8 protein-coding genes are annotated in these 14,494 nt (G+C 49.1%); all 8 read left to right on the top strand.

Annotated elements, in window-relative coordinates:
• Positions 1-47: 47 nt before the first annotated feature.
• On the top strand, positions 48-4,061 hold the full coding sequence (locus BQ7483_RS11180) for a hybrid sensor histidine kinase/response regulator transcription factor (RefSeq protein WP_072545944.1): 4,014 nt from the start codon (positions 48-50) through the stop codon (positions 4,059-4,061).
• Between the two features lie 97 nt (positions 4,062-4,158).
• The gene (locus BQ7483_RS11175) at positions 4,159-5,604 is read left to right on the top strand and encodes an alpha-L-fucosidase (RefSeq protein ID WP_407657214.1); all 1,446 of its coding nucleotides are present in this window, start codon (positions 4,159-4,161) and stop codon (positions 5,602-5,604) included.
• 94 nt (positions 5,605-5,698) lie between these two features.
• On the top strand, positions 5,699-6,820 hold the full coding sequence (locus BQ7483_RS11170) for a glycoside hydrolase family 88/105 protein (protein WP_072546235.1): 1,122 nt from the start codon (positions 5,699-5,701) through the stop codon (positions 6,818-6,820).
• A gap of 15 nt (positions 6,821-6,835) precedes the next feature.
• The gene (locus BQ7483_RS11165) at positions 6,836-8,968 is read left to right on the top strand and encodes a glycoside hydrolase family 2 protein (protein WP_083535716.1); all 2,133 of its coding nucleotides are present in this window, start codon (positions 6,836-6,838) and stop codon (positions 8,966-8,968) included.
• Between the two features lie 619 nt (positions 8,969-9,587).
• Entirely contained in the window at positions 9,588-11,387 is a 1,800-nt protein-coding gene (gene ilvD, locus BQ7483_RS11160) for a dihydroxy-acid dehydratase (protein ID WP_072545942.1), read from the top strand.
• Positions 11,388-11,478: 91 nt separating this feature from the next.
• Positions 11,479-13,173: a biosynthetic-type acetolactate synthase large subunit gene (gene ilvB, locus BQ7483_RS11155; RefSeq protein WP_072545941.1), complete on the top strand. Its 1,695-nt coding sequence runs from the start codon at positions 11,479-11,481 to the stop codon at positions 13,171-13,173.
• Between the two features lie 13 nt (positions 13,174-13,186).
• On the top strand, positions 13,187-13,756 hold the full coding sequence (ilvN, locus tag BQ7483_RS11150) for an acetolactate synthase small subunit (protein ID WP_022021280.1): 570 nt from the start codon (positions 13,187-13,189) through the stop codon (positions 13,754-13,756).
• A complete protein-coding gene (locus BQ7483_RS11145) occupies positions 13,749-14,492 on the top strand; it encodes an acyl-[acyl-carrier-protein] thioesterase (RefSeq protein ID WP_072545940.1) in 744 nt (247 codons plus the stop codon). The genes ilvN and BQ7483_RS11145 overlap by 8 nt, the downstream gene beginning before the upstream one ends.
• Positions 14,493-14,494: the final 2 nt, after the last annotated feature.

The following is a 14,494-nucleotide window of genomic DNA, read 5'->3' as shown; positions in this document are numbered from 1 at the left end:
GGATAGAGTGAGATTACATATGGATTTATAGCAATAGTGATATTTTTATGAAAACGAAAATTCTTTTATTCCTTGGTTTGTTGGTCTGTGTCTTGGATACTTTTTCGGCAAATGCTAACTATCGGTTCAGGACGATGTCTCCTGAAGGTGGTTTTTATTATGATGGCGTGAAAGAGATCGAGCAGGATCAGACCGGTTTTATCTGGGTAATGATGGATTATGAACTTTATCGTTTTGATGGCTATCACTATAAAAAATATTATCCATATTTTGCAAAGCTGCAACCGACTCAGAAATGGCTTTTCAAGAATATGGCATCCGATTCGTCGGGTTGTCTGTATGTGAATACGAACAATGGAATCTATCGTTACGAATCGGTTACAGACCGTTTTGAGTGGATATACGATCCTGTGTCTACGGTAATGGTAGATAACATGGATCGCTTGTGGGTGAGAGTACAGACTTTATGGCATCAGTTGGATGTGAATACAGGTGAACTCTCGGCTCCATTATATGACGGGAAAAAAATAGATTATAGTAATGTCGCTTTTTGTGCCTATCATCAGGATCTGTATAGCTTTGTCCAACAGCGAATTTATCGCTTTAACTATACAGAGGGACAGTTCGAACTTTGTTATGTACTTCCTGATACAGAGGGAAATATACGTTTTGCACAAGCTTGCAAAGGAAGCTTGTGGGTGTTTGTAAATAAAGAGGGGCTGTATCAGATCGATTTGACAACATTCCGAGTAAAGAAACGCTTTAAACCTCTTTCGGAATATGACGGGTCTTCTCTCCGTTCTTTTTATGTAGATAATGAAGGGCAGGTATGGATGGGAACCATGGACGGAGTTTATATACTTGATACAGAGGATGGAAAATTATCTCATTACAAACATTCCCGTTCTGATCCGTTCAGTCTGCCTAATAATTCAGTTTGGGATATATATGGTGACAGGCAGTCGAATGTATGGATTGGAATGTATTCGGGTAAGTTGTGTTGCGTGAATGTAAATGAAAGCAATGCGTTCAGATCATGGACACCCAAGACAGGAGGATTGAATTACGCTCCGGTAAGTGCATTTGCTGAAGATGGTAACAGCCTTTGGATTGGTACGGAAGGCGGAGGCCTTAATATGATGGATGTATCAACAGGACAGATTGTGCCTTTTGTTGATAAAGGAAAGACACCTTTGAGTAATGTGAAATCATTGGTGTTGGATAATGATCGGAGGTTGTGGATTGCAACTTTTAGAGAAGGGCTGGATATGTATGATATCAGGCGGAGAAATATGACGCATTATCGACATGACAAGAATGACAAGCAGTCGTTGCTGGTAAATGATATGAAAAAAGTGGTACAGGAGGCGGATTCCGGGTTGTGGATAGCTTATCAACATCCGAAACCGGTTGTTTCTTATTTTTCTTTTCAGACTCGTTCCTTTGTGCATTATGAATTGGACGATAATACCAATTATTTATTTGATATTCAGCGACAGGGCGAAAATAAGTTGTGGGCTATCAGTAATGAAGCATTATATTGTATGGATGTTCATACGAAGAAAGTGGAGAAAATGATGCCTAATGATTCTACTTATTTGGGGTTGTTTACTTTCTGTTTGGATGATTCCGGTAATATCTGGATTGGTACTATTGGTAATGGACTTGTGAAATTTGATACAAGCTCCTTGCAGTTTATGAGCATGAAGAATATATTGCAGCAAAATATTTATTCCATTTATACGTTGTGCTATGATGCAGGAAATGTATGGATGGGGACAGGCAACGGTCTGTATTGTTATAATATAGCACAAAATCATTTGGCACGGTTTGATAAAGGAGAAAACACACAGGGACAGGTGTATTATCCGTTGGCCTCCATGAAAGGGGCGGACGGCACATTGTATTTTGGTGGAACAGATGGATTTACATCCGTAGATCCTAGAAAGATTTCTTATAATTCTTATAAACCGAAAGCGGTAATTTCTGATTTCTTCATAGATCATGAGTCTGTACGTCCGGAATATAGGCTCAATGATTCAGTTCGTGAAGTTGTACTGGATTATGATCAGACAAACTTTGGCTTTCAGTTTGCTTCAGACAGTTATCATATTCCGGAAAAGAATCGTTTTAAATATCGGTTGCGAGGATATAATGATACGTGGATAACGGTCAATGCCCAGAATCGAACAGCCATGTATTCGAAGGTGCCGGCAGGTACATATTATTTTGAGGTTTATGCAGCCAACAATGATGGGGTTTGGAGTGAATATCCTACTGTTGTTAAAGTTGTCAGAAAAACGGCTCCTTGGTTCAGTTGGCCTGCTTATTTGCTCTATTTGTTAATAATTGCAGGAGTAGTTTATGCAGTCTACCGACATTTTTCTGAGAAAAAGAAATTTAAAATGTTACTCTATCAGGAAAGTGTAGAACGTGATAAGAAGGAACAGATACATCAGGCACAACTGCGTTTCTTTACTAACATCTCGCATGATTTCCGGACTCCTCTTTCATTGATTCTGGCTGCGTTGGATAAGTTAAGACGTGAGGGACTGAAGGAATATTATTATCGTATTTTGAATGGTAATGTACAGCGGCTGTTGAATCTGGTGAATGAACTGATGGATTTCAGGACTGTTGAGAATGGTATGATGAAATTAGAACTGGAGCAGTTGGATATCAATCGGATGGTGCAGGAAATTGGCAATGACTTTGCAGACTATGCGAAACAGCGGAATATCGATTTTCGGATGATTTTTGACAAAGATTTGCCAGCTTCTGTTTATGCGGATAAGAATGTTGTGGAAAAGATTGTTATGAATTTGTTGAATAATGCATTTAAATATACACGCGAGAAAGGCTCTATTTGTTTGGAAATCAGAGGACCCGGTGAACCCTTTGTTTCAGAACACAAGAATAGTTTTACGGTAGGAAGTTGTGGAGATAATGCTTTTAGCTTAGTGGTAAGCGATACGGGTGTTGGTATTTCAGCTGAATCAATCAGTAGCGTTTTTGAGCGTTTCTATAAAGTGAATACCGTTAATGCGGATTCACATCTAGGTACGGGTATAGGCCTGGCATTGGTTAAGAGTCTGGTATTACTGCAAAAAGGTTCCATTACAATTTATAGTGAGAGGGATAAGGGGACAGATATGGTAGTCCGCCTGCCTTTGGATACAACGCTTTTTCGCGATTCTGACTTTAAGAAACAACAAGTGGAAGTTTCTGACGCAAAAGTTGTTGCCTCTCAAGAAAATACAGATGTTGTAGAAAATGTGGAGGAACGATTGCAGAACGAGAATAAGAAAAAAATCTTGTTAGTAGAAGACAATGCGGATTTGCGTGCATTGATTGCCGAAGCGTTGGCCGATGATTTTCTGGTAGTACAGGCCGGAGATGGATTGGAAGCTTTGAGGCAGATGGAGGAATTGGAATTCGACTTAGTCATTAGTGATATCATGATGCCTAATAAAGATGGCGTTTCATTGTGTAATGATATTAAGAAGGATTTGAATACATCGCATATTCCTGTCGTTTTACTAACCGCTAAGACGAGCCTTGAAAGTAAAATCGAAGGAGTGGACTCTGGAGCTGATCTTTATTTTGAGAAACCGATTGATCTGACTTATCTGAAACTATCATTGCTGAACATATTTCGTAACAGGCAACAATTGAAGGAACATTATGCGAAGAATTATTATGCAGATACCAGCGAATTGGTTACCAACGAACAGGATAATCGTTTCTTAAAACAGTTTGTTGATTTTGTAGAAACCAACATGGATCAACCTCAGATGGATGTCAATCAGATTGCTGAAGAGTTGGGAATGAGCCGGAGTAAGCTGTACTCCAAAGTAAAAGGTTTGACAGGTAAATCGGTTGTTGAATTTGTGCTGAATTGCCGTTTGCGTAAGGCTGCTCGTTTGATAATAGAGGAAAATCTGACGATGCGTGAGGTAATGATGCAAGTTGGCATTGAGAGTCAGGCTTATTTTACCAATTCATTTAAGAAGGTGTTTGGGGAGACACCTACTTCGTTTGCCACAAAACATAAAAAATAAAGCGAATAAGCGATTTGGATAAAACAAATGGCGAATAGAGTAAGCCTTCACGGCTGAAATTGGCTTTTTTTGCATCCAGAAACTTTTATCGCATATTATGAATAAGCTTTGGGCAATTTTATTTTGTAGTTACTTTTATTGCGTCGGAAGTGTCCATGCACAGGATCGGACGACACTATTGCCTGCCGATCAGGAAATCCAGTTAAAGTATGGAGCCGATCGTTTAGGAAAGCGTAGCGATGCTGCTATGCGGAAGTTCCGTGACAATAGGTTGGGTGCTTTTATACATTGGGGGCTTTATGCTATTCCTGGTGGAGAATGGAATGGAAAAGTATATAATGGTGCAGCTGAATGGTTGAAGGCATGGGCAAAGGTACCTTCAGAGGAATGGATGAAGCTGATGGACCAATGGAATCCACAAAACTTTGATGCCAGGGCTTGGGCGAAGATGGCCAAACAAATGGGAGTGAAGTATGTAAAGATTACTACCAAGCATCACGAAGGATTTTGTCTTTGGCCCAGTAAATATACGAAATATACGGTTGCCAATACGCCTTATAAGAAAGATATTTTGGGCGAACTGGTGAAGGCTTATAACGATGAAGGCATCGACGTGCATTTCTATTTCTCGGTGATGGATTGGAGCCATCCTGACTATCGCTATGACATCAAGTCGAAGGAGGATGAGGAGGCGTTCAGCCGTTTCCTGGAGTTCACGGACAACCAGCTGAAGGAACTGGCTACCCGCTATCCCACCGTCAAAGACTTTTGGTTTGATGGAACGTGGGATGCCAGCATTAAGAAAAACGGCTGGTGGACAGCTCATGTCGAGAAGATGTTGAAGGAACTGGTTCCGGGCGTTACTATCAACAGTCGTTTACGTGCTGATGATTATGGTAAACGTCATTTCGATAGTAACGGACATCTGATGGGGGATTATGAGTCGGGGTATGAACGTCGTTTGCCCGATCCTGTGAAGGACTTGAAGGTGACCCGTTGGGACTGGGAAGCTTGTATGACCGTACCCGAAAATCAGTGGGGATATCACAAAGACTGGTCGTTAAGTTATGTAAAGACTCCGTTGGAGGTGTTGGAGCGCATTGTCCATGCCGTTTCGATGGGAGGTAACATGGTGGTGAACTTCGGTCCCCAGCCTGACGGTGATTTCCGTCCCGAAGAGAAGCAGCTGGCAGAAAGCATCGGCCGCTGGATGAAGAAGTATGGCGAGTGTATCTATGGTTGCGACTATTCCGGCTGGGAGAAGCAGGCGTGGGGATACTACACCCGCAAGGGCAAGGATGTATATATGGTTGTGTTCAATCCTCCTTATTCCAAGCATTTGGTTGTAAAGACTCCTGTTGGTACTGAAATTGTTAAGGCAGTGACTGTAAATGGAGGGAAGGATGTGAAAATCACCGAAACTGCTCGTAACGAATACAATGTGGATATGCCGGATAAAGATCCGGGTGAACCGTTTGTCATTAAACTTGAAACAAAAGAAAAAACGTCAGAAACGGACAAATATCGGGATGCTTTGACTTGATTGTAATATATTGAGTCCGTTTTTATTTTAAGAAAAAGAGAACTTCTAACCTGATTTATATATAGTTGATATCTAAAGAAAAACATTTAGTATGATGAAAAGTATAAGTTTATGTGTAATCTTGTGGCTAGTTACAGTTTCACAGATGGTAGCTCAGCCTAAATTTGACAAAGCTGAAGTGAAATCTTGGATGAAACGGGTAGCTGATTGGCAAATAGCCAATCCTAATAAAGAGGCCGAACACGATGATCTGGACTGGACCCACGCAGCACTTTATATGGGGATGATAGACTGGGCCGAACTGACGGAAAAGGAAGGCGGTGACAGTTCTTACTATCAATGGTTACTCCGTATTGGTCGGAAGAATCATTTTCAAGTAGGTAAGTGGATGTATCATGCAGATTTCATAGCTGTAGGGCAATCGTTTATTGACTTGTATCGGAAGTATGGTGAGATAAAGATGATAGCTCCTGTGATGGCGCGTGCCAATTGGGTGGTGGACAATCTGCCTGAAACAAGTTTGGAGTTGGATTATAGTCGTATGGAAACGTTGAGCCGCTGGTCTTGGTGCGACGCACTGTTTATGGCACCTCCCGTCTATGCCAAGCTCTATGCACAAACGCTTGACAAGAAGTATCTGAACTTTTTGAATAGGGAATATAAGGCTACCTACGATTACTTGTATGACAAAGAGGAACAAATGTTCTACCGTGACCGCCGTTATTTTGACAAGCGGGAAGCCAATGGTAAAAAGGTGTTTTGGGGACGGGGTAACGGTTGGGTCTTGGGAGGATTGGCCGAGATTCTTCAGGCGCTTCCTGGTGACGAACCTTCGCGCAAATTCTACCAAGACCTGTTTGTCACACTGGCCACTCGTGTAGCCGGCTTGCAAAGTCCGGACGGATATTGGCATGCCAGCCTGCTCGATCCTGAATCTTATCCTTCGCCCGAGACAAGTGCTACAGGTTTCATCGTCTATGCTTTGGCTTATGGAGTTAACGAGGGATTACTCGATAAAGCTACATTCCTGCCAGTTGTAGCAAAGGGCTGGAAGGCATTGGTTGATGCTGTCGATGCCGACGGTAAGTTGGGATATGTTCAACCTATCGGTGCCGACCCGCGTAAGGTGACCCGCGATATGACTGAAGTCTATGGCGTAGGTGCTTTCCTGATGGCAGGATGTCAGATTTGTCGTTTAGCAGAAAGTGCTGATTAAGTTAAATAGAAGACCATGAAAACACAGATAATAAAGAAGACTATATTGCTGTCAGTCGTATGGCTGATATGCTTGCTGGGCTTTGCACCGAAGGCGGAAGCCCGCGATGTGACGTCGTTCAACGACGGATGGGAATTCAAGAAAGGGCCGTTTGCGGCGGATGCCATGCAGGTGGCGGCCAAGTGGAATGCCGACTGGGAGAAGGTGACCGTGCCCCACACCTGGAATGCGGACGACATGCAGAAGAAGACTAACAGCTTCTATGCCGGCGTGGCCTATTATCGGAAACAGCATGTCTTCCCCAAGTCACTGGAAGGCAAGCGCATCTTCCTGCGCTTCGAAGGCGTGGGCTCTTGTGCCGAGGTCTATGTTAACGGCTATCTGGTGGGGACGCATAAGGGGGCCTATTCGGCTTTCGTCTGCGAAATCGACGCACAGGTCAAGTATGGTGAGGAGAATGAAATCGTGGTGAAGGCCGACAATACGGCGCGGCCCGACGTGATACCGGTCAACCATGGCCTGTTCGGTGTCTATGGCGGCATCTACCGCCCTGTATGGCTGGTGGTGACCGAGCCCTGCAACATCGTGGTGAACGACTGCGCATCGCCGGGTGTATATATCACGCAGAAGAATGTGTCGAAGAAGTCGGCCGAGGTGTCTGTCAAGGTGAAGCTGGACAATGCCACGTTGGCGCCGGTTCCTTTGGAGTTGGAGAATACTATCTATACCCGCGAAGGTAAGCTGGTCAAGACGCATCGCCAGTCTTTCGACCTGACACCTCAGGGTGTGCAGAGCTATGTCTCCCATTTCAAGATCAGCAATCCCCACCTGTGGCAGGGACGCGAGGACCCTTATCTCTATAAGGTAGTGTCGCGCCTGAAGCAGGATGGGCAGGTCATCGACGAGGTGGTGCAGCCCCTGGGCTTGCGCAAGTACGAAGCCATAGCCGGCAAGGGCTTTTTTCTGAACGGCAAGAAGTACCCCATGTACGGCGTTACCCGTCATCAGGACTGGTGGGGACTGGGCAGTGCGCTGACCAACAAGGAGCACGACTTCGACCTGGCGCAGATTATGGAGGTGGGAGCCACGACCGTGCGCTTCGCCCACTACCAGCAGTCGGACTACATCTACTCGCGTTGCGACACGCTGGGCCTCGTCATCTGGGCCGAGATTCCTTTCGTGAACCGCGTCACGGGGCAGGAGTGGGACAACGTCCACCAGCAGATGCGCGAGCTGATACGCCAGAGCTTCAACCACCCCTCCATCTACGTGTGGGGCATCCATAACGAAGTCTATCATCCGCACGGTTATACGGCGGCGCTCACGCAGTCTGTCCACGACCTCTGCAAGCTCGAGGACCCCGACCGCTATACGGTGGCCGTCAATGGCTACGGCCATGTGGAGCATCCTGTCAACGAGAATACTGATATACAGGGCATGAACCGCTACTTCGGCTGGTACGAGAAGAAGATACAGGACATCAAGCCCTGGGTCGAGAAGATGGAGAAGGAATATCCCTGGCAACGGCTGATGCTGACCGAATATGGCGCGGACGCCAACATCGAGCATCAGACGGAGATACTGGGTGACGCCCTGAACTGGGGCAGCGACTTCTATCCCGAGACTTTCCAGACCAAGACACACGAGTACCAGTGGAGTATCATTGCCCAGCATCCCTATATCCTGGCATCCTACCTGTGGAACATGTTCGACTTCGCCGTGCCCCTATGGAAGCGTGGCGGTGTGGATGCGCGCAACATGAAGGGCCTTATTACCTTCGACCGCAAGACGCGCAAGGACTCTTTCTACTGGTACAAGGCCAACTGGAGCAAAGAACCTGTACTCTACCTGACGCAGCGCCGCAACACGGAGCGCGAGCGCAAGGAGACTTCCGTGACTGTTTACTCTAACCTCGGCACGCCCCGCGTTTATCTGAACGGCCAGGAGCTGGAAGGCATCCGCAAGGGCTATACCGATGTCCACTACGTTTTCGACAAGGTGACCCTGGCCGAAGGGTGCAACGTGCTCAAGGCCGTCATCACCTCCGATGGCAAGGAATATACCGACGAAATCGTATGGAACTATAATGGTGACCGTGTACGCCAGGCCGACTCTTACGAACATAAGAAGGAACACGCCGGCTGGTAAATTTCAAAGGTTTTTTGTTAGGCAGAAGAGGATCGGACGCAGGTAGCCGGTCCTCTTTTTGTTTATTCCAGTTTAGTCGTTTTAAACTTTTAGTTTAGTCGCTTTAAACTGTCAGTTTAATCCGTTTAAACTATCAGTTTATTGCTGTTAAACTGACGGTTTATTGCGGATAAACAAAAATAATGACTCGCGGGAGAGTGGAGGATGTTGTGCCGTCAGGTAGGGAGAAAGATGGTTCACTCTCTCTAAAAAAAGATAGGTATAGAGTTGCCTTGAAGCATTTTCTGATGATAAAAGGAGACTTTTTTTCTTGCTTTTCTTACGATTCTACAGAAAAATATGATTTTTTTCTTCAAACTGTTTGGATATTATAAAAAAGCCCTTACCTTTGCATCACGTTAAACGATAAAGATAATCTATTTGTCAATATTATAAAAAGAAGAAACTTATGATGCTACATACATCCATTAACCTGGCAGTCCTGCATATTATTCGCGTCGTGGTCTTGAAATCAAGAGCGTGAGAAAGGTTCGTGTATGTATCCATACGTCAGAAGATAATTAGTAAAGCCTTTCTCACCAACGAGAAGGGCTTTTTCATTGAAAGGAGAACAACAAAGATGAAACACCAGTTATGCAGTTCGTTCAGTACGCAGGGCCGCCGCATGGCCGGGGCACGTGCGTTGTGGGTGGCCAACGGCATGAAGCGCGAGCAGATGGGAAAGCCCATCATCGCTATCGTCAACTCGTTCACGCAGTTTGTGCCGGGACACGTCCACCTGCACGAAATCGGCCAGTATGTCAAGGAAGAGATTGAAAAGCTGGGCTGCTTTGCCGCCGAGTTCAACACCATCGCCATCGACGACGGCATCGCCATGGGACACGACGGCATGCTCTACTCCCTGCCTTCGCGCGACATCATTGCCGACAGCGTGGAGTATATGGTCAACGCCCACAAGGCCGACGCCATGGTGTGCATCAGCAACTGCGACAAGATAACGCCGGGCATGCTCATGGCCGCCATGCGCCTGAACATCCCCACCGTCTTCGTTTCGGGCGGACCGATGGAGGCGGGCGAATGGAAGGGGCAGCACCTCGACCTGATAGACGCCATGATCAAATCGGCCGACACGACGGTGAGCGACGACGACGTGGCCAAGATTGAGCAGCATGCCTGCCCCACGTGCGGATGCTGTTCGGGCATGTTCACCGCCAACTCCATGAACTGTCTGAACGAGGCCATCGGCTTGGCCCTGCCGGGCAACGGCACCATCGTGGCTACACACGAGAACCGAAAGAAGCTCTTCAAGGATGCCGCCAAGCTGATTGTGGAGAATGCCTACAAATACTATGAGGACGGCGACGAGAGCGTGTTGCCCCGCAGCATCGCCACCCGCGAGGCTTTCCTCAACGCCATGACGCTGGACATCGCCATGGGCGGTTCGACCAACACGGTGCTCCACCTGCTGGCCGTGGCCCACGAGGCGGGAGCCGACTTCAAGATGGAAGACATCGACATGCTGTCGCGCAAGACGCCCTGCCTCTGCAAGGTGGCGCCCAACACGCAGAAGTACCATGTACAGGACGTGAACCGGGCGGGCGGCATCGTGTCCATCATGGCCGAGCTGGCCAAGGGTGGTCTGGTGGATACCAGCGTGAAGCGCGTGGACGGCATGACACTCGCCGAAGAGATAGACCAGTATTGCATTACCAGCCCCAATGTCTGCAAGAAGGCGCTGAAGAAATACGCCAGCGCCCCTGGCGGCAAGTTCAACCTGACGCTGGGTTCGCAGGACAACTATTATAAGGAATATGACACCGACCGTGCCGAAGGTTGCATCCGCGACCTGGAGCATGCCTACAGCAAGGACGGCGGACTGGCCGTGCTGAAGGGTAACATTGCCCAGGACGGTTGCGTAGTGAAGACCGCCGGTGTGGACGAAAGCATCTGGAAGTTCACAGGCCCTGCCAAAGTATTCGACTCACAGGAAGCTGCCTGCGAAGGTATTCTGGGCGGCAAGGTGCAGAGCGGCGATGTGGTGGTCATCACCCACGAAGGCCCCAAGGGTGGTCCCGGTATGCAGGAGATGCTCTATCCCACCTCTTATATCAAGTCGCGCCACCTGGGCAAGGAGTGTGCCCTCATCACTGATGGACGCTTCAGCGGCGGCACGTCGGGCCTGAGCATCGGCCACATCTCGCCCGAAGCGGCAGCAGGTGGTAACATCGGCAAGCTGGTGGACGGCGACATCATTGAGATAGATATCCCGAACCGCACCATCAACGTCCGGCTGACCGATGCCGAACTGGCAGCCCGCCCCATGACGCCTGTCACCCGCAACCGCGAGGTGTCCAAGGCGCTGAAGGCATACGCCAGCCTGGTGAGCTCGGCAGACAAGGGAGCGGTGAGAATTATATAATTGAAAATTGAGAATGGAAAATGGAGAATTAATAGCCTTGCGATTTCGCAGGCAATTTTCCATTTTCAATTCTCCATTATCCATGAAAGAAATGAAAGATACAATTACAGGCGCAGAAGCCCTGATGCGTTCTTTGGAACACGAAGGGGTAAAGACGATATTCGGTTATCCGGGGGGCAGCATCATGCCGGTGTTCGATGCCTTATACGACCATCGGCAGACGTTGAACCACATCCTGGTACGCCACGAACAGGGAGCTGCCCATGCCGCACAGGGCTTTGCCCGTGTGTCGGGACAGGTGGGTGTCTGCCTCGTGACGAGCGGGCCGGGTGCCACCAATACCATTACCGGCATTGCCGATGCCATGATAGATAGTACCCCCATCGTTGTCATTGCCGGACAGGTGGGCACAGGATTCCTCGGTACGGATGCCTTTCAGGAAGTGGACCTCGTGGGCATCACACAGCCCATCACCAAGTGGAGTTATCAGATTCGTAGGGCCGAGGATGTTCCCTGGGCTGTAGCACGGGCCTTCTACATCGCCCGCAGCGGACGTCCGGGACCGGTGGTACTCGACTTCGCCAAGAACGCGCAGGTGGACAAGATGGAGTATGCGCCGGTGACGGTCGACTTCATCCGCAGCTACCAGCCCGTACCCGACATGGATGAGGAAGCCATCCGCGAAGCGGCCGACCTTATCAATGCCGCCGAACGCCCGCTGGTACTTGTGGGGCAGGGTGTCGAACTGGGCAATGCCCAGGCCGAGCTCCGTGCCTTCATCGAGAAGGCCGAACTGCCTGCCGGACGTACCCTGCTGGGACTTTCGGCACTTCCCACCGACCATCCGCTGAACAAGGGAATGCTGGGCATGCACGGCAATCTGGGGCCGAACATCAATACCAACAAGTGCGACGTGTTGATAGCCGTGGGTATGCGCTTTGACGACCGTGTGACGGGCAATGTAGCTACTTACGCCCCGCAGGCCAAGATTATTCATTTCGACATCGACCCCGCTGAGATAGACAAGAACATCAAGACCGACGTTGCCGTGCTGGGCGACTGCAAGCAGACGCTCCCTGCCGTGACCGAGTTGCTGAAGCCTGCTGCCCATAAGGAATGGCTCGACAGCTTCCGCACCTACGAGGAAGTGGAGGAAGAGAAAGTGATCCGTCCCGAGCTGTATCGCAGCGGCCGCGAACTGAGCATGGGCGAGGTGGCCCGTGCTGTGAGCGAAGCCACCGGCAACGATGCCATCCTGGTGACCGATGTCGGACAGAACCAGATGCTCTCTGCCCGCTACTTCAAGTACACCCGCGAGCGCAGCATCGTTACTTCCGGCGGACTGGGTACGATGGGCTTCGGCCTGCCTGCTGCCATCGGAGCCACCTTTGGCCGTCCCGACCGCACCGTCTGCGTCTTCATGGGCGACGGCGGCCTGCAGATGAACCTGCAGGAACTGGGCACGGTGATGGAGCAGAAGGCGCCCGTCAAGATGATATTGCTCAACAACAACTACCTGGGCAACGTCCGACAATGGCAGGCCATGTTCTTCAACCGCCGCTATTCGTTCACACCCATGCTGAACCCCGACTACATGCAGATAGCCTCCGCCTACGGTATTCCCTCGCGCCGCGTCATGGAACGTGCGGAGCTGGCCGATGCCATTCGCGAGATGCTGGCCACGGACGGTCCCTTCCTGCTCGAGGCCTGTGTGGAGGAAGAAGGAAATGTGATGCCGATGACGCCTCCGGGCGGTTCGGTGAACCAGATGCTTTTGGAATGCTAAATGAAATCGGATTATGACTGACAAGACATTATATACCATTATCGTCCACTCGGAGAACATTGCCGGCCTGCTCAATCAGGTGACGGCCGTGTTTACCCGCCGGCAGATCAACATCGAGAGTCTGAACGTGTCTGCCTCTTCCATCCAGGGCGTACACAAGTATACCATCACTGCCTGGACGGACAAGGACACCATCGAGAAAGTGGTGAAACAGATTACCAAGAAGATTGATGTATTGCAGGCCCACTACTTCACCGACGACGAGATTTACCAACATGAGATTGCCCTCTATAAGATAACGACTCCAGCGCTGGAGCAGACGCCTGAGGTGTCGAAGGTGATCCGCAAGAACCACGCCCGCATCGTCGAGGTGAATCCCGTCTTTTCCATTGTCGAGATGAACGGCGTGAGCGACGACATCACCCACCTTTATCAGGAGCTTCAAGCCTTCGGCTGTGTGCTTCAGTTTGTCCGCTCGGGCCGGGTGGCTATCACTACCAGCTGCTTCGAGCGTGTCAACGAGTACCTGGCTGAACGCAAGGCAAAATATCTGAAAAGTAAAAAGGAAAAAGACAATGACTGAAAACAATAAAATCGGGACCTATAACTTCGTGGCCGAGCCTTTCCATGTAGACTTTACCGGACGGCTGACGCTGGGGGTGCTGGGCAACCACCTGCTCAACTGCGCGGGCTTTCACGCCACCGAACGTGGTTTCGGCATGGCCGAGCTGAACGAGGAAAACTATACGTGGGTATTGTCCCGTCTGGCTATCGACATGGACGAGATGCCCTTGCAGTACGAGACCTTCTCTGTACAGACATGGGTGGAGAACGTCTACCGTCTCTTTACCGACCGTAACTTTGCCATCCTCGACAAGGACGGGCGCAAGATAGGTTATGCACGTTCCGTGTGGGCGATGATCAGCATGCAGACACGCAAGCCCATCGACCTGCTGGCCATCAACGATGGCGATATCGTAAACTACGTGTGCGACGAGCCTTGTCCCATCGAGAAGCCTTCGCGCATCAAGGTGCAGGCTACCGAGCCGGTCGCTTCGCTTACGGCCAAGTACAGCGACATCGACATCAACGGCCATGTGAACAGCATCCGCTACATTGAACACATCCTCGACCTCTTCCCGCTGGAGAAGTATCGGACGCAGCGCATCCGCCGTTTCGAGATGGCCTACGTGGCCGAGAGCTATTTCGGTGACGAGCTTTCCTTCTTCCTCGATGACGACGGGAATGGCGTCTACGGCGTAGAGGTGAAAAAGAACGGCAGCGAGACGGTCTGCCGGGCCAAAGTGATTTTTGAATAACG

This window comes from Mediterranea massiliensis (assembly GCF_900128475.1).
Lineage (GTDB): Bacteria > Bacteroidota > Bacteroidia > Bacteroidales > Bacteroidaceae > Bacteroides > Bacteroides massiliensis_E.
The sequence above is the reverse complement of the archived record's forward strand: the minus strand, read 5'-3'. Positions and strand labels throughout refer to the sequence as shown.